This window comes from Mycobacterium sp. DHQP2018-32-09 (genome assembly GCF_058148405.1).
On the sequence record NZ_JBYVYK010000024.1, the window covers coordinates 43,060 to 64,064 of the forward strand.

Genomic DNA, 21,005 nt, shown 5'->3' on the forward strand with positions numbered 1-21,005 from the left:
GCCGGCTGGGCGATGCCGAGCCGATCGATCCCGACGAATCCTGTACCGGTGAAACCGCGTTCCGACCACGTCCAGCACCGCTCGGCCGCCGGATAGGTGGCGCGATGTTGGACTGGCAACTCTTCACGGGCCCGGTGCCGTGGGTGTTCCACGGTGGTGCGCTGGCGGCGTGCCTGTGGCTGGGCTGGCGTACGTGGAGGACCTCACGGCGGCCGGCGTTCACGGTGGTGATGCTGGTGGCGGGGGCCATCGTCGCCATCGGCGTGGCACGGGTCTGCGGTTACCTGGCCCGCGACGTTCTCACGTTGTTCCCCGACTCGCTGTCGGTCACGGTGTACGCCTGGACCGCATGCGCCGTGTTCGTGGTGGGTCTCGCCGCGTTCCTGGTCGCGGTCGACGGCCGCTGGCGCAGGGCACTGACCACCGTCACGGCGGCCATCGTGGTGGTGGCGTGCTGCGGCAACCAGGTGAACGCGTTCTTCGGCGCCTATCCCTCGCTGCGCTACGCGCTCGGAATTCAGCAGGCCGACGACGTGCCGTTGCCACCACCTCGCGCCGGAGTGGTGGCAGCGCTACCCGGTCGATCCCTGGAGTCGGTGTGGACCGCAGCACCGGACCAACCCTCGCGGGGAAAGCTGACGTCGGCCACCATCCCGGGTCGCGTATCGGCGTTCACGGCGCGGACGGCCAAGGTCTATCTGCCGCCTGCCTACTTCGCCGCCCGACCACCGAAGCTACCCGTGCTGGTACTCCTCACCGGCCAGCCCGGGACGCCTCAGGACTGGATCGGTGCGGGGCGCCTCACCTCGGTGATGGACGCGTTCGCTGCGGCGCACCGCGGACTCGCGCCGGTGGTGGTGATCCCCGACCCGACCGGCAGCGCGTTCGCCGACCCCCTCTGCCTCGACTCTCGACTGGGAAGGGCCGACACCTATCTCAGCGTGGACGTGCCGGCCTGGATCGAACGGCACCTCACCGTCGACACGCGCAAGTCGGCGTGGGCGGTGGCCGGTGCCTCCTACGGCGGCACCTGCGCACTGCAGTTGGCGACGAATCACCCCGACGTCTATCCCACCTTCCTCGACATCGCGGGGTCGGCGGAGCCGACACTGGGTGACCGCGCCCGCACGGTCGGGGCGGCGTTCGGCGGCGACGAACGCACCTTCGAACGCGTCAATCCGCTGACCCTGTTGCGGACGCGCTCCTTTCACGGCAGCGGTGCGGCCGTGGTCGTCGGTATCTCCGATCACGATGCGCGAGGCGATGCCAGCCGCGTCGTCGCCGCTGCCAGGGCTGCGGGCATGGACAGCCACCTCACGGAGTTGCCCGGCGCCCACGACTGGCGGCTCTTCTCGGCCGGCCTCGCCCACGAGCTTCCGTTCGTGGCGCGGAGGATGGCGGTGATCGACTGAGGTGCCACGATTACCCTCGAACCGGCGGGTTCGCGTTTCGAGGAGGTCCCATGCCGCGCGTGATCATCGTCGACGACGAGGCCCTGATCCGTTCGGGTTTCGAACTCATCCTGTCCGCCGCCGCCGACATCGACGTCGTGGCCACCTGCGACGGCGTGAATGCCGTGGCCACCGTGCAAGCCCACCGACCCGACGTCGTCCTCCTGGACATCAGGATGCCGGGCAAGGACGGGTTGACCGTACTGGCCGAACTGCAGAAGACGGCGCAACCGCCCACGGTCGCGGTGCTGACGACGTTCGACGCCGACGAGTACATCTCGTCCGCACTGCGTCTGGGCGCGGCGGGCTTCCTGCTCAAGGACACCGATCCCGAGCAGCTGCCACACATGGTGCGCACGCTGGCCGCCGGTGGGCTGGTGCTGTCGGACCGGGTGAGCCCCCGCGTCGTCAGCGGTTATCTCGAGGGCCGCAACGACGACCGGGCCGTGGATCACGTGCGACTGCTGAGCGACCGCGAGACCCAGGTGCTTCGGCTGCTCGCGCGCGGCATGTCCAACGGGGAGATCGCCGCGACCGTCTACTCCAGTGTCGGCACGGTGAAGGACCAGGTCAGCTCCATCCTCGCCAAGCTGGGGGTGCGGACGCGGGTCGAGGCGGCCATCATCGCCCAGCGCGCGGGACTGCTGGAGGAGTCGTGAACTGGCTGCGGTGCGGCCCGTCGTCGCGCCGATGGCTGCTGAACGTGGCGCTGATCGTGGTCGCCGGCGCAGACGCCGTGGGGTCGTTGTTCGCCGATGACGAGCACCCCATGACACCGGTGCGCGTGGCCATCTCGGGGGTCGCCGTGCTGGCGGTGTGCGTGCGGGAACGGTGGCCCTTCGCGGCGTTCCTGCTCACCGTGCCGGGCTTGTTCGTCACCGACGTCGTCATCGCCTCGCTCATCGCCCTGTTCACCGTCGTGCACCGGTACGCGATGGACTGGCGCGTCGTGTGCTGCATCGTGGCGATGTTCGTGGGTTACACGTCGCCGTGGGAGGTCGAGTATCAGGGGCTTCCCACGGTGATCAACGCCGCCTACGCCGTGGTGTTCACCGCCGCACCCGTGTGGCTGGCCCTGCTGGTGCGCGCGCGAACGTCGTTGTCGGACAGGATCGTCCAGATCGAGGAAGCCCGCAAGCACGAACAGGAACTGCTCGTCGAACGCGCGCTGGCCTCGGAGCGAGCCGCGCTGGCGCGCGAGATGCACGACGTCGTCTCGCACCAGGTGAGTCTGATCGCCGTGCAGGCCGGGGCGCTGCAGGTGACCGCGTCCGACCGCGCTTCTGCCGACGTGGCCATGACCATCCGGACCCTCGCCGTCCGGACCCTGGACGAACTCCGGGAGATGGTGGGGGTGTTGCGTCCCTCCGGTGACGGCGAACTCGCACTGTCGCCACAACCGGGTTTCTCGGACATCCCGGAACTGGTCGCCGGCTGCGGAATCCCCGCCGAGGTGCGGTACGTGGGGGAGCCGGGCGTCGAACCCTCGCCTGCCGTACAGCGCGCGATCTACCGCGCCATCCAGGAGGGCCTGACCAACGTCGCGAAGCACTCGCCGGGCTCCAGTGCCATCGTGGACCTGCGGATCGACGCCGACCGCGCGCAGATGACGCTGACCAACACCGCGCCCACCCGCCCCGTCGACCCCCTGCCGAGCGCCAAACACGGACTTCTCGGCCTGCGCGAGCGAGCCGAACTGCTCGGCGGCTCCTTGCACGGCGAGCACCGCGCCGAGGGTGGCTATCGGTTGTCGATGACACTGCCCACCCACGTCACCAGCCACCCATTCGGGGTGCGCAGCGCGCCGAGGTCGCAGTAGACCAGCCGATCGGCTGGATTCGTTGGCCGGCTGCCGGATGTCGAGCAGGTGGCGAGTGGGCCACGGTTGACGGGTCGTCCGCAACCTCGAGGAAGTCCATGCACATGCGCATCGCAGCACTGGCCGTCGCCGCCATCGTGGCCCTGGCAGTCGTGACCACTGGGGCAGCTCCGGCTCGTGCCGCCGTGGACAACGAGCTGAGCGTGGTCGACGGGAGCAACCGGACACTGACCGTGCAGCAGTCGGACACGTTCCTCAACGGCGTCTTTCCCCTCGACCGAAACCGTTTGACGCGTGAGTGGTTTCATTCCGGTAAGGCGTCCTACACGGTCAAAGGACCCGGTGCCGACCAGTTCGCGGGCACGCTCGAACTGGGTTACCAGATTGGCTTTCCGTGGTCGCTGGGCGTGGGCATCAACTTTTCCTACACCACGCCCAACATCCTGATCGACGACGGAAACATCACCCGACCGCCGTTCGGCCTGGAAAAGGTGATCACGCCCAATCTCTTTCCGGGAGTGTCCATCAAGGCCGACCTCGGCAACGGGCCGGGCATCCAGGAGGTCGCGACGTTCAGCGTCGACGTCACGGGCGCCAACGGTGCGGTCGCGGTGTCGAACGCGCACGGCACCGTGACCGGCGCGGCCGGCGGGGTACTGCTGCGACCGTTCGCTCGGCTGGTCTCCAAGGCCGGTGATTCCGTCACCACCTACGGCGAGCCATGGAACATGAACTGACGCATGGCCGCTTCGGGGCCTACGCCGTCACGGTGACCAGTCGCGCCGTCGGGGCGGACACGAACAGTTCGGCGACGGCGATCCTGCGGGCTGCACGATGGAGGGTCACTGACTCGAGCTCCCCCGTGGCGTCGAACGTCGACCCGACGTCGAGCACGCCAGCAGGCGTGCCGATGCGGAGCGTCGACGACCGCCGATCCACCAGATTCGAGGCGACGGTGCCCCCGTGGACGGTGGCGGCGGCAGCGACGGCGACCGCCGAGGTCAACCCGATGGCAGGATGCGGCGCCAGCATGGACAGCATGCGCACCGATACGTCGTACTCGTCGGCGCGGATTGCCTGGCCGGCAGTGGTGACGTAATTCGCGGACGGACCGACGATCCCGGTCTTGGGGATGGCATTGCTCACCGGATCGCCGGGCTTGCGCAGTCCCATTGCCAGCGCCGCGTTCTTACGCAGCTCGATCAACAGCGGAAGGTGTTCGGCGATGGTCGAATTCGACTCTGTGGCGGTGAGGCCGAGCGCTTCGGCGCCGAACAGTGCAGCCGGTGCACCGGCCGCCACCAGCGTCGCGGGGTAGTCGTGGCCGGCCGCCCGGACGTGGTCGACGGCGTTGCGCGTCGGCAGCAGCGGGCCAGTGGCGGCGACGTCGGTGAAGGTCAGACCGACCGGCACCCCCAGCGCCGTGGTGCCCGGCACGGCGGCGGTGCCTTCATTGGGAATGGCCCGCCCGGGCGTGGCGATGCTGGCCGTCAGCACCGCCCCCGACGTGACGTGTCGCATCCGGATCGACGTTCGGACGTCGTCGACGGCGACGAGGCCCGACTGCAGCGCGTAGAGGCCGATGGCGGTGGCGCAATTGCCGCAGTTGCTTCCCCATTCGACCCGGCGGTCGTCGACGTCTACCTGGGCGAAGAGATAGTCGACATCGACGCCGGCAACCGTGGAGCGCCGGACGATCGCCGCCTTGGAGGTGGTCGAACTGCCGCCCCCCACCCCGTCGAGTTGGCGGGGGTCGCCGGAGCCGAAGGCGGCGGTGAGTAGGGCGTCCAGTCCGCCAGCGCGCTCGACGAGCGGGTCGACGTCGACCGCGTTGAACAACCAGCACTTGCTGGTGCCTCCGCGCATCCAGGTTCCACGCAGCGTGAACATGAGTGCTCGCCTTTCGGAAGTGGTGGCTCGACCGGCCTGCGTCCAGCCTGCGGCACACCCGCGTGAAGGACAATGTCGAAGAATTGAACCGGCCTACGGTTTTGCTAAAGGAAAGCCGCCTACGCGGCGGGCCCCCGGCTCAGAACAGGTTGGGCGCCAGCACCAGGACGGCCCAGCACAGCGCCGGCGCCACTGCGACCACGATGCCCGCGTTGACGAGCAGTTGCCGGTAGAAGCGCGGCCGGTCGATGCCCTGTGCATTGGCCAGCACCAGGGCGCCGTTGGTGGAGAAGGGCGACACGTCCACCACGGTGGCGGCGATCGCGAGTGCTGCGACGACGCCGACGATGGGCAGCGTGCCGGTGTGCAGCAGCGGCAACGCCAGCGGGATGATGGCGGCCAGCAGTGCGGTGGACGATGCGAACGCCGACGTCACGCCGATGACGTAGCAGAGCACCAGGGCGACCAGCAGCGGGGCGCCGACGGCGAGGGCCATCTCGGCGAGGTGATCGAAGGTGCCCATCTCCTCGACGATCGAGATGTAGGTGATCATGCCCGCGACCAGTAGCACGGTGGGCCAGCTGATGCCCGCGATGGCGTCGCTCTGCTTGGACAGGTCGGTGAAGGCCAGCACGGCGCCTGCGGCGATCGCGACGAAGCTGATCGGCAGGTGCAACACCAACACCAGCACCAGGACGGCGGCGATGAGGAACAGCGTCAGCTTCTGGACGGCCGTGACGGGCTGCCGGTCGACCTCGACGAGGGTGCGTGCGGGACGGTTGAGCAGCATGGTGGCGCCGTCGGAGCCGCTGCTCGCCTTCGGGAAGGCAATCGCGGGACCGGAGCCGCCGGAGCCACTCGAACCGCCGGGGCCACTCGAACCGCCGGGGCCACCGTGGCCATCCTCGTCGGGGGCGGTGCCCAGCGCGGTGTACTCGAGGTGACGGGTGCGGGCCAAGGCGGAGTAGCCGACGATCGTCAGCACCGATAGCAGGACGTTGATGCCGTAGCTGGCGAAGAACAGCGTCCAGTGGTCGATCGAGAGTCCGCTGCGCTCCACGAGGTCGACGACCAGCGTCCCCGAGACCGAGATGGGGGAGAACGCACCGGCGTGGGCGCCGTTGATGGTCATGATGCCCATGACCAGGGGGCTCATCTTGGTACGTGCGGCGAACGACATGGCAGCCGGCACGATGAGGGCGACGGCGGCGGGGCTGAAGGTGCCGAGCGCGGTCAGGACCGACGCCGAGAAGAAGAACACCCAGGGCACCAGGCCGATGCGCCCACGTACGGCTCGGATGCACGCGTTGACCAGGAGGTCGATGGTGCCGTTCTGCTTGGCCATGCCGAAGAAGTACGTGACCCCGACGATGGTCAGCACGATGGAGCTGGGGAACTCCGCCAGGATCTCCTTGTCGTCCAGCCCGAGGAGGAAGGCTCCCACTCCGAAGGCTCCGACGAATCCCAAGATGCCGATGTTGATCGGAAAGATGGTGGCGATGACGAACATCGCCACAAGGGCGATCAACGGCAGGACTTCTACGTAACTCATGGGCGTACCCTCAGTTCCCTGGCAGTGTGGCAGGCGCCGGTGCACGGCGTCCGAGCGCTCCGTGCCGTGGGCACGTCCGCCGGTGGCACGTCACAACCGACTTACATCATTACGTGGATCACACTAAGAACGGCCTTGCTTCAGCACAATCGCGATAAACTGGAGGGTGCTTAAGTCAGGCTAAAGGTGGCGCTGGATCAGGCGCCGCGGCCGCGGCGTGTCGGCCCGACGCCGTCGTCGTACCGGTAGGCCACTTCCTCGAAGGTGTCCACGAGCGTGGCCTCACCGGGGGTCAGCCGATGTTCGGCCAGGTGGGCCAGCAGGATGCGCCGCGACGGGGCGCCGCGCAGAGGAATCACCTTGACGTCGTCGCGCAGGTTCGACAGGGCGAGCCGCGGCGCCATCGACACCCCCAAGTCCACGGCCACCATCGCCTGGGCCTCCTGGTAGTCGTTGGCGGCGAACGCCACTGTCGGCGTGAAACCCGCTGCCTGGCAGGCCCTTTCCAGCGCCGCGCCGACGGGGTGATGGTCCTCCCTGGTGATCCACTGCTCGTCGGCGAGTTCGGCCATGTCGAGCGACTCCCGGCGAGCGAAGCGGTGGTGGACCGAGACGACGAGGGTCGGAGGGTCGACCAGCAGTTCGCGGACCACCAGCTCCCGGTCGGCCACCGGCGCCCACTCGTAGTCCCACAGTAGGGACAGCTCCACCTCGCCGGTCTCGAGCATGGCGCGCAATGCGGCGAACCGCGAACTCCGCACCTTCAGGCTCACGGCCGGATGCCGGCTCTTGTACAGCTTCACCACCTGAGGCAGCAGGCTGGACCCGACGGTGGGAAACGTACCGAGTCGCACGGTTCCCGAACGCAGACCGGCGATCTCGTCCAACTCACTCCGGGCGGCTTGCAGCTGCGTCTCGATGCGCTCGGCCCGCCGCGCCAGCGCAGCGCCGGCCTCGGTGAGCCGAATTCCCCGCGGGTGCCGCTCCAGTAGCGGCTGGCCGGCCTCGGCCTCCAGCTTCGCGATCTGCTGGGAGACGGCCGACGTGGTGTAGCTGAGCCGATTGGCCGCGGCCGTCAGCGATCCCGCGCGCACCACGTCGACCAGCAGCAGGAGACGGCGCGGATCGAGCATGGGACGTACCTTTCAGCAAGGCTTAATAGTCGTCGAGCTGTCGGCAACTCTACTGCACGTCGTGTCACGCCGACTGCTACGAGACCGCGAGCACGTCGTGGATCATCGAGCGCAGGGCGACCACGCCCGCATCGTTGTCCGACCGAGCGTGCCAGTACACCCTGACGTCGTGGACCGGCAGGTCCAGCGGCACCTCGAAGAGCGCGAGTTCGCCCTTGCGGCAATGATGTTCGGCGAGCCGACGGGGAGCCACCGCAATGCAGTTGCCGCGCTCGACGACGGCGAACAGCGAGCCGTAGTGGCCGACGACCAGCTGCACGGAGCGGGTGCGGCCCAGCCGGGCCAGCGCATCGTCCACCTCGCGTCCCCGGCCCGCGGTGATGCGCACGTGGACGTGCGGCAGCGCCACGAACCGCTCGATCGTCATGACCTCCTGCGCAGCGGGGTGGTGGCGCGCGATGATGCCCACGACGTCATCGGTGAACACGGGCTCCGAACGCCACGCGGGTGCCGTCGTGGTGGGAACGCCGAGGTAGAGATCCAGTTCGCCGGTCGCCAGGGCGTCGGTGACGGTGATGCGGTCGAGGGCCGCGACGCGCAGCGTCGAGCGCGGGGCGTCGCGTTGCAGTCGTTCGTGCAGCCCCGGTAGCAGCAGTGGTCCGTAGAGCTCGGCGAATGCGATCGCCCATTCGCGGGTGGTCGTGGACAGGTCGAGGTGGTCGAGGTCGTGCACGATCCCGTCGAGCATGGACAGCGCTTCGGCGAGTCGCGGCTGGACGGCCAATGCCGCCGCGGTGGGACTCAGGCCACCCCCGGCGCGTACCACCAGTGGGTCACGCAGCAGGATCCGCAGCCGCGCCAACGCATTCGAGACGGCCGGCTGTGTGAGGTGCAGGCGCGCGGCCGCCTTGGTGGCACTGCGCTCCTCGAGTACCGCGTGCAGGACCACCAGGAGGTTCAGGTCGACGCCCGCCAAATTCACCTGATGAATATCGCACATCACCGATCATGAGTGGATCTGATGACGCGGCGTTCCTAGTGTCGATTGCGTACGCGACGAGAGGGGAACGACGATGCGCATCCTGGTGACCGGAGCCGGCGGGGGTGTGGGTGCCGCGGTCGTCGACGGGCTCTGCCGGACGGGCGCCGACGTACGCGCCACCTGTCGTCGACCCGACGCCGACCGGTGGACCTCGGTCGAGGCCATCCCGAGCGACCTGGCCGCGCCCGCCACGTTGCGGCCCGCCCTCGACGGCGTCGATGCCGTCTTCCTCTATAGCCTGACCCCGCCGGAGGCGATGGCCGACCTCGTCGAGGAGATGACGGCCGCCGGAGTGGACAAGGTGGTCGTGCTGTCCACCATCGACACCACCCGCCACGAGCCGTTCGTGGAGTACAACCGGCAGCGCCACCTCGCGGTGGAGGATGCGGTGATCGCCGGCGGGTTCACCACCGTCTGCCTGCGCCCCGGAGCGTTCGCGCGCAACGCGATCCGGTTCTGGGCCCACCAGATCCGCACCGGATCCGTTGTGGGGCTGCCGTTTCCCGAATCGCAGCAGGCGCCCATCGCCGACGAGGACATCGCCGCCGTCGCGGTACGCGCGCTCACCTCGTCGGAGTTGGACGGCGAGAAGCCGGTGCTCACCGGTCCCGCGTCGCTCACGATGCGTCAGCAGGTGGCCCTCATCGCCTCGGCCGTCGGTCGCGACATCGGCATCACGGTGCTCTCCGACGCGCGGGCCCGCGCGCTCTACGGCACCGTGCTGCCGCCGGAGTACCTGGATCTGTTGATGGGGCAGTGGGCCTTCGAGGTCACCGAGCCCGCCGTGGTCACCGATGCCGTGTACGCCGCGACGGGCAGGCGGCCCGTCGCGTTCGCGGACTGGGCTTCCGCGCACCGCGCGGCGTTCGGCTAGGGCGCATCGCGCGGCGTTCGGCTAGGGCGCACCGCGCGGCGTTCGGCCGAGCCGCGTGCGAGCATGATCGCGTGAAGGGCAGCAGCGCGATCCGGTGGGCGCTCGTGCTGGCGGTGTGGACGCTGCTCGTCGGCTGCGCCGGCGCACCCAGCGGGCCGCCGCCGCCCACGTTCGGGCCTGCGGGCAGCGTCGTCGCCGCGGCCGCACCTGCGTCGCTCGACCCGGCCATCGCCGACGCCGCCTCGTTCTCGCGGGTGATCACCTACCGTTCACGATCGGGGATCGACGACGACAACACCTCGGTCACCGGATCGGTGTTCGTTCCCAAGGGTGCGCCGCCCGACGGCGGTTTTCGCATCGTCGTCGTGGCACCCCAGGTGGTCGGCACCGACGCCGAGTGCGCCGCGTCGCTGTCTGCCGACCTGCTGGGCAACGCGGCCGTCGTCCGCGAACTGCTGCTGGCCGGTCATGTCGTCTTCGTACCCGATTATCAGGGGCTGGGGGCGCCCGCGGGCGGGGACCGGATGCGCTATCACCCGTACCTCGACTCGACCACCGCCGGCTACGTCGTCATCGACGGCGTCCGGGCGGCGAAGACCGTGGTCCCGGTACCGACGTCCTCGTCGTGGGCCGCCGTCGGACGGCGCGAGGGCGGCCAGGCCGTGTGGGCGGCAGACGAACTGGTGGACAACTACGGTTCCGGGCTGACGCTCGTCGCGACCGCTGCCCTCTCGCCGCCCGCCGACCTCGACGGCCTGGCCGACGCGGCAGTGGCAGGAACGCTCACCCCGGCGCAGAAGGTCGCCTACGTCGCGTACCTGAGCGCGGTGCGTGCCGAGCACCCCTACGACGTCGACCTCGACGACTATCGGCGCGGCGCGGCAGCGCGGGACTGGGACCGGCTGACGTCGTGCCGCCAGCCGCAGCGGTTGGCCGTGGCGGCGGCGATTCCGGCCGAGGACCTGCGGCCTGCGAATGCGAAGGCCGTCAACGCGTTGCGCGGCTATCTGCACAAGACGACCTTGCCGCAGGGGCCGACGGCCGCGCCGATGTACGTCATCTACGGCGGCGCCGACACGTTGACCCCGCCGGGATGGACCGAACACGCGCTGCGCGGTGCGTGCCGGATGGGTGACGTGGTGCAGATCGCCTACTGGCCTGACGCCGACCAGGACGGGATCGACCCGTCGGCCGCCACGGGGTGGCTCACCGATCGCCTGCAGGGCCATCCGTCGGCGAGCGACTGTGACGAATTCCTGGCGCGCACCAGTGATCCCGAACCGCAGGAACGTGCCTCGGCGGAACCCGAGCCGGCACCCTCCACGGCGGCTACGGCGGCGCCCCCGCTCCCGCAGGCGGAGGGCGCTGAGACGTCGCTGACCTCGGGGTGGCTGCCGTCCACCGTGGCCGTGGTGACCGTCGCCGCCCTCGGATGTGCGATCGGGCGGCGCAGCGTCGACTGGCATCGGCGACGGCTACCCGCGGCGCTGATGGTCGGCTGCGCGACCGCGGCCGCCGTGCAACTGTTCGTCCAGCATCAGGGCTGGAACGCGGGTGCCGTCTCCTGGCAGTGGGCGCTGTGGACCGCCGCCCTCGGATTCGCGGCGGCCCTCGTGGTCCTCGGCTGGCGTGGGGCGGCCTGGTGGCAGCGCGCGGTGTCGGTGCTCGCCGTGGCGCTGTGCGCCGTGACCGCGGCATTGGCGCTCAACGGTGCGACCGGTTACTTTCCGACCGCCGCCGCGCTGCTGCGCCAGGCCACCGGAACCCAACCCGCCGACTGGATCGACGAGGGGGCGCTGGCCGAACTCACCCGGTCGCACGCCCGTCCCGCCCAGGGTGTCATGGTGTGGATCGACGTCCCCGGCACGGCATCGGGATTCGAGCACCGCAGGGAACTGGTCTACCTGCCGCCTGCCTGGTTCACGTCCGATCCGCCGCCGCAGCTGCCGGTGGTGACGATGCTCGGCGCCGAGTTCAGCCAGCCGGGGGACTGGGCGGTGTCGGCCGACGCGGTGCGGACGCTCGACCGCTTCGCGGCCACGCACGGTGGCGTCGCCCCGGTGGCGGTGTTCCCGGACATGTCGGGCAGCTTCACCAACGACACGGAGTGCGTCAACGGGCCCCGCGGGAACGCCGCCGATCATCTGATCGAAGACGTCGTGCCGTACGTGATCTCGCGGTTCGGGACGAGCGTCGACCCGGCGCGATGGGGGCTGGTCGGGTGGTCCACCGGAGGCACCTGCGCCCTCCTGACCGCGGTCATGCATCCGGAACGCTTCGGCGCCATCGTGGACCTCGACGGCCAGCTGGGACCCAACATGGGAACGCAGCGCCAAACCGTGGCCCGCCTGTTCGGTGGCGACGAGAACGCCTGGGCCGCTTTCGATCCCAGAACCGTCGTCGAACGGCACGGTCGGTTCGTGAACCTGGCGGCATGGCTGGGCGTTTCCGGTGACGTGCCCACCACGCATCGCGCGGCGGGCGACCACCCACCCACGGCCGCCGATCTGGGCGAGTGGTCGACGGCGTCGGAGGATCGGGCCGCCAACGCGACGAAGCTTTGTCTGCTGCTCAGCGGGCACGGGGTGGAATGCGCGGTGGTCGGTTACGGCGGATCGCACGACTTCCGTTCGGCAGGACGGGCATTCGCTGACTCACTGCCTTGGCTGGCTGGCCGGTTGGGCGCCCCGGGGGCCCGGGAGGTGCCACTCCCCGGGACGTGAGTCCGCGCGCCGTCAGGTGCGTCGAGGGCGCCGCAGCGCCGACGTCACCAGGTGGCGGCGCAGCCGGTTGTCGGAGATTCGGAAGAGGCGGGTCATGGCGGCCGCGGTTCCCGAGACGTCGTCGCGGGCGGTGAGATAGGTCCAACGATGTGACTCCGGCAGCGCGAAGAACGTCTCGAAGAAGTCGGGGACCTCGGTGGGCGTCATGTGCAGCAGCGCCTCGAGCCCGATGCGGCGGAAGCGGTGAATGGTGCGCGCGGTACGCGGCCACACCGCGACCTGCGCCGCCGTCAACGCTTCGGCGGGACCCGTGGCCAGACCGGTGTCGATGGCGGCGGCGACCCGCGGTGCCAGCCGCAGCGACGTGGCCACGCTGAAGCCCGTGGCGGGGTGGATGAACGGCGCCGCCGCGCCGAAGCCGAGTACCCCGGTGCCGCGATGTCGCGGCTGATCCAGCGGGAACCACACCTTCTCGGTGGCGATCGGTGCCGAACTCGACACGCCGTGGCTCGCCAACCGGGCGTGCAACCGGCGGCGCAGCGTGCCCAGCGGCAGGCCTGGCCGCCGAGCCAGCGATGTCTCTTCGAGCAGGACGCGGCCGCGCCCCAGCGGTATCGCGTAGAGGAAGGTGGGCCACCCCGCCTCGCCGTGCCGAGGCCGCCAGTCCATGAACAACGCGCCCGACGCGGTCAACGGCGCCGCGACGTCCTCGTCGACCACCACCCCGTAGGCCGACTGTTCGGCGGCGACGCCCCGCGCAGGGCGACGGTCCAGCGGCCGTGCGCGGCCCCCGGCGTCGATGACGACTGCGGCGCGCAGTTCCGTGCCATCAGCCAGCGCCACCACGCCCCGTTCCGGCGAGCCGACGGTGCGTCCTTCGTACAGTCGCACCCCGGAGACCCGTTCCAGCAGGTGCGCCTGCAGCGCGGGCACGTCGAGGACGGCGTATTCCCAGCCCAGGTCGTGCTCGGTGACGGCGAACGCGCGGGCCTCCGCGCGGGCCGCGATCACGGTCTCGGGCAGGTCGGCCGGTAGCTCGGCGCTCCACATCCCGTACGTCGCCGTCCACGGTCGTCCCGGGGACGGATCGAGCAGGCCGGTGGTCAGGCCGCGTCGAGCGCAGGCGCCGGCGACGGCCAGTCCCGCGGGGCCACCGCCGACCACCAAGACGTCCATGCCAGTCATCCTGCCTGGAAGCGCCGGCCACTCCCGCAGCGGGAGGCCCCACCGAGGGGACGCGATGCGGAATGGTGTCGGCGTCGGCGCCGTTCACCACTTCGACACGGTAATCGAACCCTGACGGGGGAGTACGACCCGCATGACCGCACCTGCCGCTGCCCGAGACGCTCCCAGACCTCGACGAGCATGCCGCCGACCTGATCCGCAATGCCCGCTAGTCAGTCGCCGGGCGGCGGAGCGGGCGTGACGTCGGCACCGGAGCCCTTGGTCGAGGCCTTGGCGCGGTTCTCGGCACGCACCTTGCGGGTACCGCGCACGAAGCCCGTGGCCGACACCTCGGCCGACAGCAGCACCGACTCGCCGCCCGCGAACGGATGGAAACCGACGCCGGCGCCTCCGCGTCCCTTGACCGGGATGTCGGCCACCTCGGTGACCTTCCACCCCTTCTCCGAGATCGAGAGCATGGCCTCGCCGTTCTGACACGTCAGCGGCAGCGCGGCGATCACCTCGTCGCCGTCGCCGGCCAGTTTGACGCCGGCCACGCCGTTGCCTGCGACGCCCTGGGGGTTGACCGCCGCGGGATCGATGCGCAGCACCTTCCCGCGGCGGGTCACCAACGCCAGATGCGAGCCCGGCGCCATCACCCCGGAGCGCAGCAGCCCGGTGATGTCGGGAGCCACCGGGATGTCACGGATCTTGAAGGGCAGCCCGTTGCCGGTGGTGAACTTGACCCTGCCGTCGGTCCACACCGCCCAGCCCAGGCCGGACGACAGCAACTCACCGTGACTGTCCGACAGCACGCCACGATCGTCGAGTCGCCACGCGGCGTTGATCTTTCGTTCGCGCTGCCCGTCCTCGTCGGACCCGGACGCCGTCGGGACGGCGTCGACGTCCAATACGGTCCGACGGTCGAACTCGGGACCCTTGAACAGCTTCGCGGTCTCGAGGAGTTCCTTGTCGATCACCACCCGGCGGGCGTCGGGGTTCGAGACCAGTTCGGTGAGTTCTGCGAACTCGGCATCGAGCTTCTCCGCTTCGGCCTGCAGCTCGATCACGTCGAGCTTCGTGAGTCGTCGAAGCTGCAGGCCCAGAACGTAATCCGCCTGCTCGGCGTCGATGCCGAAGCGTTCCTGGAGGCCCTGGCGCGCCTCGTCGACGGTCTCCGAACCGCGGATCACCGCCACCGCGGCGTCGATGTCGAGGTGGATGGTCATCAGGCCGGCGACCAGATGCCGGCGCGCCGTCACCTTCTCCAGCCGATACTGGCTGCGGTGCAGCACCACCGAGTCCCGCAGATGCAGGAACGCCGAGATCAACTCGCGCACCGACCACCACCGCGGGACCCGGTCCTCGTCGAGGGCGACCAGGCTGGCGGCGAACGTGCCCTCCAGCGGGGTCAGGGCCAGTAGTTGCTCGCGGATCTGCGCGGCGTCGTGGCCGCGCTTGGCGGTGACGACGATGCGCAGCCCGTTGCGGCGGTCCGTCAGGTCCGACATGTCGGCGACGCCGGACAGTTCGCCGGACTCGACGAGCGCGCGGATCCGATCCTGCACGGTGCCGCTGGCGACACCGGGGGGCAATTCGGTGATGACGCAGTTCTTCCCGTCGACCGACACGGTGCCCCGCACCGTGAACGCACCGCGGCCGGTGGTGACGTACTCGCGCAGACCCGCCGTGCCGACCACCGTGGCGCCACACCCCCAGTCGGGCCCGGGGATCAGCTTCATCAGCCGGTCGTCGGTCATGTTGGGCGTCTTGAGCAACGCGCGGCAGGCGGCCATGATCTCGCGCGGATTGTGCGCGGGCACCTTGGTGGCCCAGCCTTCCGCGATGCCGACGGCGCCGTTGCACAGCAGTACCGGCCACTGCGCGGGCAGCACCGTCGGTTCGACCCACTCGCCGTCGAACGTCGGCACCATGGGCACGGCGTGGTCGGCGAGTTCGGCCGTCAGCGCCGCTCCCGGTGCTGACAACCGCATCTCGGTGTAGCGGTCGGCGGCGGGGATGTCGCCCTGGATGCGAGGGAACGCGCCCTGGCCGTCGATGACCTTGACGCGCTGGAACTCCGCGGCCATCAGCGCCGCGGCACCGTACATCGACGCACCGCCGTGTGGGTGCAGGTTACCGGTGACGGCCGAGCACACCTTCGACGACTTCTGGGGCTTGTTTCCCGGAAGCAGGCGGGAGTCGTACATCTGGTAGAGCAGTCGTCGCTGGCCGGGCTTGAGCCCGTCGAACGCCGACGGGATGGCGCGATCGCTGACGCTGTAGAGCGCAAACGTCAGCTGATAGTGGTTCCAGTAGTCGTCGGCGCTCTGATCGAGCACCAGATCCGGGTTCTGCTCGGGAACGTCCAGGGTGGCGGTCACAGTCGATTCTTCCTAGGTCAAATCCAGAGCGGCGGTGTCGACGCGGGAGGCCACGTCGGCCATCCACGCGCGCCTGCCCTCCGGCGGCCCGCCGAACAGGGTGTGGTGCAGCTTGGGGTCACCGTCGTCGAGGTGTACGCGGATCACGGTGCGCCGCTGCGGATCCAGCACGGTGTTCCAGAAGTCGTCGGCGTCCATCTCGCCGAGGCCCTTGTTGCGCTGCACCTCGACCTTGCGCTTGGACGTGGCACGCATCTGCGCCACCGCGGCGTCGCGCTCCGACTCGTCCTGACAGTAGATGCGATCCTGACCGTCCTTGACCACGAACAGCGGAGGCAAGGTGACATAGACCATCCCGGCCTTGACGAGCGGCCGGTAGAAGTCGAGGAACATCGAGATGAGGCTCGAGTTGATGTTGCCGCCGTCGGGGTCGGCGTCGGAGGCGAACAGGATCCGGTCGTAACGGCACGACTCGGGATCGCAGTTGTCGCGCACCCCGCAGCCGAGGATGCGTTCGATGGAGTCGAACTCGTCCTTGGCCCTGGCCTTGCTCAGTGCGAAGCCGTAGACGTTGGGCGGCTTGCCCTTCAGCGGAAACGCCGCCTGGAAGGTGGCATCACGCGCGGCCTTGATGGTGCCCAGTGCCGAATCACCCTCGCACAGGAACAGTTCGGCACCCGACCCGCGCCCGGTCTCACGGCTGGGCAACAGCTTCGGCGGCAGGGACAGGTTGGTGCCGAGGCCCTTGGCCTTGGACGCCGCCCGCGACCGGGCCTTGGCGCCCTCGGCGCTGCGGCGGGCCCGTGCCGCCTCCAACGCCAGCCGGGTCCACAGGGTCACCGTGTCGCCGTTGGCGGGATTGGCCGCCCAGATGGTGACACTGCGCGCCACGTCGGGGGCCATCGCGACGTTCAGGGAGCGCGACGACACCGCGGTCTTGGCCTGCGAGTCCCATGCCACGTCCGGCGCACGGGTATCCACGGCCAGCGCCGTCACCGCCGCGAAGTCCTGGGGCTCCGGACCATCCTCACCCTTGGCGAGACCGAGATCCCGAATGCGCGAGGCACGGTCGGCCAGGGCCTCGGACAGGCCCTTGACGGCGGCCGTCAGGTGGGAGCCGCCGCCGGGGGTGCGGACGGTGTTGCAGAACGCGGCGACGGTGGCCGGCTCGGCGGGGCCTGCACTGAGCGACCAGCGGAACGGGGTGGGGCCGCGGCCCGTGGTGTACTCGCCGCGGCCCTCCACGACGGCCCGCACCCCGGGCACCGGTGTGCCGCCTGCCGTGCACATCAGGTCCAGCAGGGTGTCGGTGCCCCAGGGACCGCCGAACGGGACCAGCAGTTCGGGCCGCACCTCGTCGCCGGGCCAGCCCTCGTCGATCACCGACAGGTGCACCCCCGGCGACATCCGGGCCGCCGCGTGCGCCCGCAGCAGCACCTCGTTGACGTCCACCGTGGAATCCGGGACCACGGTGGGGTCGAACAGGATGCGGACCGCCGTACCGTGCGCGTCCGGTTGGCGGTTGCCGACGCCGCGCAGCTTCTGGGTGTCGGCGCGCTCGAAGGGGGCGTCGGGATCGAAGTCCTTGCCTTCGAAGACACCCGGGTAGCCGCGTCCGAAGCTCTGCAGGTAGGTCTTGCCGCCGCGGCGCACCGTGACGTCGGTACGGGCGGAGACGAACACCGCGGCCGCCGCGCCGATGCCGTTGAGGCCGGCACCCGTGCTGCTGGCGTCGGCGTGGGCCGAGAACTTGCCGCCGGCACGGGCGGTCCCCAGCGTCTTGACGATGCCGTTCTTGCCGTTCACCGGATCGGAGTCGACGGGAAGACCGCGCCCGTCGTCGGCGACGGTCACCGAACCGTCGGCGTGCAGGGTGATGGTGACGCTGGACCCCCCGTGGCTGGGGTCGGCGACCTCCTCGATGGCGTTGTCGACGAGTTCGCGCAGCGCGGTGTTGAGCACGTCCAGGCCCAGGTTCACCGCCGGCCGCAGGCGCGTGTGCTGGACGTCGTCCAGCTCGGTGATGTCCGCGGCGGTGTAGCTCACTGCTGGGTGTCCCTTCCTCATCTGCCCTCGTCTGCCGGGGAAGGACGGAAGCGCACGGTTTCTTCGGCAATCCACTCGGCAACGACGGTGTGCCGCAGGAATGGTAGACGCCGCGGGCGACAATGGCGCGCAGGCGGGCGAATGCGAGGCCGGGCGGGCGCCTATTCGCCGGCGACGGGCTGTCTCGGCCCCGGTTCGTCGACGTCGGCGGTGGCGCCGGGATCCTCGTCGCGCGGCTCGCCGACGGTGCGCGCGGCGATCTGCTCGTCGTAGTAGCGGATGATCACCACCACCGCGGCCGCCACCGGAACCGCCAGGAACGCGCCGATGACACCGAACACCGACGCTCCGAGCGTGACGGCCAACAGCACGATGACGGCGTGCAGCTTCATCGACTTGGCCTGCAGCCACGGTTGCAGCACGTTGCCCTCCAGCTGCTGCACCGCCAGGATGAGGCCCAGCACGATGAGCGCGTTGACCGGGCCGTTGGCCACCAGTGCGACGAGCACCGCGAGCCCGCCGGCCACGAATGCACCGACGATCGGCACGAAGCCGCCGATGAACGTGATGATGGCCAGCGCGTAGGCCAGCGGCACGCCGAGCACCACCAGTCCGATCCCGATGAGCACCGCGTCCACCAGGCTGACGAGGGCCTGCGTCCTGATGAAGCCGCCGAGCGTGGACCACACGCGCTGCAGGACCTCGGCGACGTGCGGCGCGCCCGGGGAGCCGACGCTGCGACGCAACCACGGCAGGAACCGCGGCCCGTCCTTGAGGAAGAAGAAGGAAACCACGACGGTGGTGAACAGCGTGACCAGGGCCGACGTCGCCGCGCCCACCCCGGTGAACACGCCCGATGCGATCTGCGAACTGCTGGAACTCAGCCGGTCGTTGATGGCGGTGACGGCCGAATTCAGTTGCTGCTCGCTGATGTTCAGGGGTGGGCCGCCGAGCCAATCGCGTACCTGCACGACGCCCGCGGTGGCCTGCTCGGCGAGTTCGGTCGACTGCTCGACGACGGCGGGGGCGACCGCGGCGAGGATGCCGGCGACGACGGCGGTCGCCAGCAGCAGTGCCGACAGGGCGGCCGCGGCGGGCGGCCACCCCTTGCCGCGCATCCAACGCACCGGCGGCCACAGCACCGTGCACAGGATCAACGCCAGCAGGACGGGCAGGATCACCACCCACGTCTCGCCGATGACCCAGGCGAGCACCCACAGCGCAGCGGCCACCGCCACGAACTGGACGGCGACCACCGAGGTCGATCGGAGGTGGTCGCCGTACATCGAGCCGCGACTGCGCGCGGTGTCGTTCTCCACGCCTCCTCTCTACCCGCTGTCGGCGTGTGCGACCGAGTGCGCGACGTCCTCTCGTGCCTCGAGCGCGGTCAACCGTCCGGCCAGCGCGTCGTGCACGCCGGCGTAGGCGTCGGCGCCCAGCGGGATGCGCAGTGGCGGATCGTCCTGACGCGTGATGTCGTAGATCACGGCCGCGACCCGTCGCGGGTCGGTGGCGAGCGCATCGGGGGTGGTGGTGCGCAGGCTTCGCCGGATCCGGTCGACTCCCGTGTCCCGGTAGGCGGGCGACGCCTCGGTGAACTGCATCCCGGAGAGGAAGTCGGTACGCGTGCCGCCCGGTTCGACGAGCGTCAGCCGGATGCCGAAGTCGGCGACCTCCTGCGCCACGCTCTCGGTGAAGCCCTCCAGGCCCCACTTGCCTGCGTGATAGCAGCTGTGGGTCGCGATGGCGGCCTGCCCGCCCAGGCTGGAGATCTGGATGATCCGGCCGCCGCCGCGGGCGCGCATGGGGGCCAGGAACGCGCGGGTGATCAGGATCGGCGCCACCAGCAGCACCTCCAGCTGGTCCCGGATCTGGGCGGCGGTCATCTCCTCGAGCGCCCCCACCAGCGCGTATCCGGCGTTGTTCACGACGACGTCGACCCCGCGTCTGGCGACCACGCGCGCGATCAGGTCGTCGACCTCTGCCGGCGGGGCGAGGTCGAGCACCTCGACCTCGAGTCGGTCCCCGAAGCGTTCGCGCAGGTCGTCCAGCGCGGCGGCGCGGCGCACCGTCGCGGTCACCACGTCACCGTGCTCGAGCGCGTATTCGACGATGCTGCGCCCCAACCCGCCGGAGGCGCCCGTCACGAACCAGTGGCGCGGTTCCGGGCTCACCACGCGTTGCTCACCGCGTCGGCGATCCCCGAGGCGATGGCCTTGGCCGACGTGCCGGGCGACACGCCGCAGGTGTTGACGTCGATCACGACGTTGTTGCGCTGCACCAGCGAGCGGCCGCAGGCCCACCCCGGCGCACCGTGGTCGACCTGGGTGACGACGGTGTCGAGCGTGCCCTCGCCGACGTCGATCGGGCCCACCTCCCAGTGCGTCTGGCTCTGCGTGTGCACGAAGTCGTGGCAGCCGTGCCACTGCGCGGTGGCGGCCGCGAAGTACTCGACGGCCTTCTCCCAGTACGGGAAGAGCACCACCGACTGTTTGGCGTAGTGCTGGAACTGGTCGCCGTCGGTGAGGGTCTGATCGCGGACCGCGTGAAAACCGCTGTCGGCGTAGGCGGGTGCCTCGGCCGCACCGTCGAGTGCCAGGCATTCGGCGGGGGACATGATCGCGCTGTCGTCGGCCATCTCGCGTGCGGCCCCCGTGACCGCCATGGCGGGTACGCCCAGCGCGGCGGCCACCGCGGCGGGTTCGAGCAGCAGCCCGTTCAACTCACGTTCCACCAGTGGGCGCGGGACGACCTTGCGCGTGGGGGTGGGCGCCTGGGCGCTGCTCACGGTGTCGGCACAGCCGGTCACCGCCACCGCCAGCGTCGCGCCGAGACAGCCCAGTGCCAGCGTCAGTCGTCGCATGAATCCTCCCCGCCGTCACGACGTGCTCCGTCGTCCCTCATGGACGTCGATGATGCCGTCGCGG

Annotated in this window: 16 protein-coding genes; 6 read left to right on the forward strand and 10 right to left on the reverse strand. The window is 70.1% G+C overall.

What is annotated here, in order from left to right; all coding sequences use genetic code 11:
- Window positions 1-104: 104 nt before the first annotated feature.
- From AC30CM_RS13650 to mspA, 4 genes are all read left to right on the forward strand, one after another.
- Window positions 105-1,412: an alpha/beta hydrolase gene (locus AC30CM_RS13650; protein WP_490117421.1), complete on the forward strand. Its 1,308-nt coding sequence runs from the start codon at window positions 105-107 to the stop codon at window positions 1,410-1,412.
- 50 nt (window positions 1,413-1,462) lie between these two features.
- Entirely contained in the window at window positions 1,463-2,110 is a 648-nt protein-coding gene (locus AC30CM_RS13655) for a response regulator (protein ID WP_490117422.1), read from the forward strand.
- Window positions 2,107-3,270, forward strand: a complete 1,164-nt coding sequence (locus tag AC30CM_RS13660; protein ID WP_490117423.1) for a sensor histidine kinase — start codon at window positions 2,107-2,109, stop codon at window positions 3,268-3,270. Before AC30CM_RS13655 ends, AC30CM_RS13660 begins: the two co-directional genes overlap by 4 nt.
- Before the next feature lie 104 nt (window positions 3,271-3,374).
- Window positions 3,375-4,007, forward strand: coding sequence for a porin MspA (mspA, locus tag AC30CM_RS13665; protein WP_490117424.1), 633 nt, complete (start codon window positions 3,375-3,377; stop codon window positions 4,005-4,007).
- 19 nt (window positions 4,008-4,026) lie between these two features.
- Here mspA and AC30CM_RS13670 read toward each other — a convergent pair whose 3' ends face one another.
- The 4 genes from AC30CM_RS13670 to AC30CM_RS13685 all read right to left on the reverse strand — a co-directional run bounded on the left by AC30CM_RS13670 (window position 4,027) and on the right by AC30CM_RS13685 (window position 8,827).
- Entirely contained in the window at window positions 4,027-5,160 is a 1,134-nt protein-coding gene (locus AC30CM_RS13670) for a PrpF domain-containing protein (protein WP_490117425.1), read from the reverse strand.
- A 139-nt stretch (window positions 5,161-5,299) separates the two neighbouring features.
- Entirely contained in the window at window positions 5,300-6,712 is a 1,413-nt protein-coding gene (locus tag AC30CM_RS13675) for an SLC13 family permease (protein WP_490117426.1), read from the reverse strand.
- A gap of 197 nt (window positions 6,713-6,909) precedes the next feature.
- Window positions 6,910-7,845, reverse strand: coding sequence for a LysR family transcriptional regulator (locus tag AC30CM_RS13680; RefSeq protein ID WP_490117427.1), 936 nt, complete (start codon window positions 7,843-7,845; stop codon window positions 6,910-6,912).
- A gap of 76 nt (window positions 7,846-7,921) precedes the next feature.
- Window positions 7,922-8,827, reverse strand: a complete 906-nt coding sequence (locus tag AC30CM_RS13685; RefSeq protein ID WP_490117428.1) for a LysR family transcriptional regulator — start codon at window positions 8,825-8,827, stop codon at window positions 7,922-7,924.
- Window positions 8,828-8,918: 91 nt separating this feature from the next.
- Between AC30CM_RS13685 and AC30CM_RS13690 the strand changes: the two genes are divergently transcribed.
- Window positions 8,919-9,761: an SDR family oxidoreductase gene (locus AC30CM_RS13690; RefSeq protein WP_490117429.1), complete on the forward strand. Its 843-nt coding sequence runs from the start codon at window positions 8,919-8,921 to the stop codon at window positions 9,759-9,761.
- Window positions 9,762-9,832: 71 nt separating this feature from the next.
- Window positions 9,833-12,484: an alpha/beta hydrolase gene (locus tag AC30CM_RS13695; RefSeq protein WP_490117430.1), complete on the forward strand. Its 2,652-nt coding sequence runs from the start codon at window positions 9,833-9,835 to the stop codon at window positions 12,482-12,484.
- A gap of 12 nt (window positions 12,485-12,496) precedes the next feature.
- Here AC30CM_RS13695 and AC30CM_RS13700 read toward each other — a convergent pair whose 3' ends face one another.
- The 6 genes from AC30CM_RS13700 to AC30CM_RS13725 all read right to left on the reverse strand — a co-directional run bounded on the left by AC30CM_RS13700 (window position 12,497) and on the right by AC30CM_RS13725 (window position 20,941).
- Entirely contained in the window at window positions 12,497-13,660 is a 1,164-nt protein-coding gene (locus AC30CM_RS13700; RefSeq protein ID WP_490117431.1) for a lycopene cyclase family protein, read from the reverse strand.
- Between the two features lie 221 nt (window positions 13,661-13,881).
- Window positions 13,882-16,032 carry a DNA gyrase subunit A gene (locus AC30CM_RS13705; protein WP_490117432.1) on the reverse strand — a complete coding sequence of 717 codons (2,151 nt, stop codon included), beginning with the start codon at window positions 16,030-16,032 and terminating at the stop codon, window positions 13,882-13,884.
- A gap of 12 nt (window positions 16,033-16,044) precedes the next feature.
- Entirely contained in the window at window positions 16,045-18,078 is a 2,034-nt protein-coding gene (locus AC30CM_RS13710; RefSeq protein ID WP_490117451.1) for a toprim domain-containing protein, read from the reverse strand.
- Between the two features lie 161 nt (window positions 18,079-18,239).
- Entirely contained in the window at window positions 18,240-19,364 is a 1,125-nt protein-coding gene (locus AC30CM_RS13715) for an AI-2E family transporter (RefSeq protein WP_490117452.1), read from the reverse strand.
- Window positions 19,365-19,406: 42 nt separating this feature from the next.
- On the reverse strand, window positions 19,407-20,252 hold the full coding sequence (locus AC30CM_RS13720) for an SDR family oxidoreductase (protein WP_490117433.1): 846 nt from the start codon (window positions 20,250-20,252) through the stop codon (window positions 19,407-19,409).
- Window positions 20,249-20,941 (reverse strand): sensor domain-containing protein, encoded by a 693-nt coding sequence (locus tag AC30CM_RS13725; RefSeq protein ID WP_490117434.1) that lies wholly within the window; start codon window positions 20,939-20,941, stop codon window positions 20,249-20,251. The genes AC30CM_RS13720 and AC30CM_RS13725 overlap by 4 nt, the downstream gene beginning before the upstream one ends.
- Window positions 20,942-21,005 lie beyond the last annotated feature (64 nt).

Coding starts and splice junctions, on each gene's coding strand:
- AC30CM_RS13650 (WP_490117421.1), top strand. CDS start 105: ATGTTGGACTGGCAACTCTTCACGGGCCCGGTGCCGTGGGTGTTCCAC.
- AC30CM_RS13655 (WP_490117422.1), top strand. CDS start 1,463: ATGCCGCGCGTGATCATCGTCGACGACGAGGCCCTGATCCGTTCGGGT.
- mspA (WP_490117424.1), top strand. CDS start 3,375: ATGCGCATCGCAGCACTGGCCGTCGCCGCCATCGTGGCCCTGGCAGTC.
- AC30CM_RS13670 (WP_490117425.1), bottom strand. CDS start 5,160: ATGTTCACGCTGCGTGGAACCTGGATGCGCGGAGGCACCAGCAAGTGC.
- AC30CM_RS13675 (WP_490117426.1), bottom strand. CDS start 6,712: ATGAGTTACGTAGAAGTCCTGCCGTTGATCGCCCTTGTGGCGATGTTC.
- AC30CM_RS13680 (WP_490117427.1), bottom strand. CDS start 7,845: ATGCTCGATCCGCGCCGTCTCCTGCTGCTGGTCGACGTGGTGCGCGCG.
- AC30CM_RS13690 (WP_490117429.1), top strand. CDS start 8,919: ATGCGCATCCTGGTGACCGGAGCCGGCGGGGGTGTGGGTGCCGCGGTC.
- AC30CM_RS13700 (WP_490117431.1), bottom strand. CDS start 13,660: ATGGACGTCTTGGTGGTCGGCGGTGGCCCCGCGGGACTGGCCGTCGCC.
- AC30CM_RS13715 (WP_490117452.1), bottom strand. CDS start 19,364: ATGTACGGCGACCACCTCCGATCGACCTCGGTGGTCGCCGTCCAGTTC.
- AC30CM_RS13725 (WP_490117434.1), bottom strand. CDS start 20,941: ATGCGACGACTGACGCTGGCACTGGGCTGTCTCGGCGCGACGCTGGCG.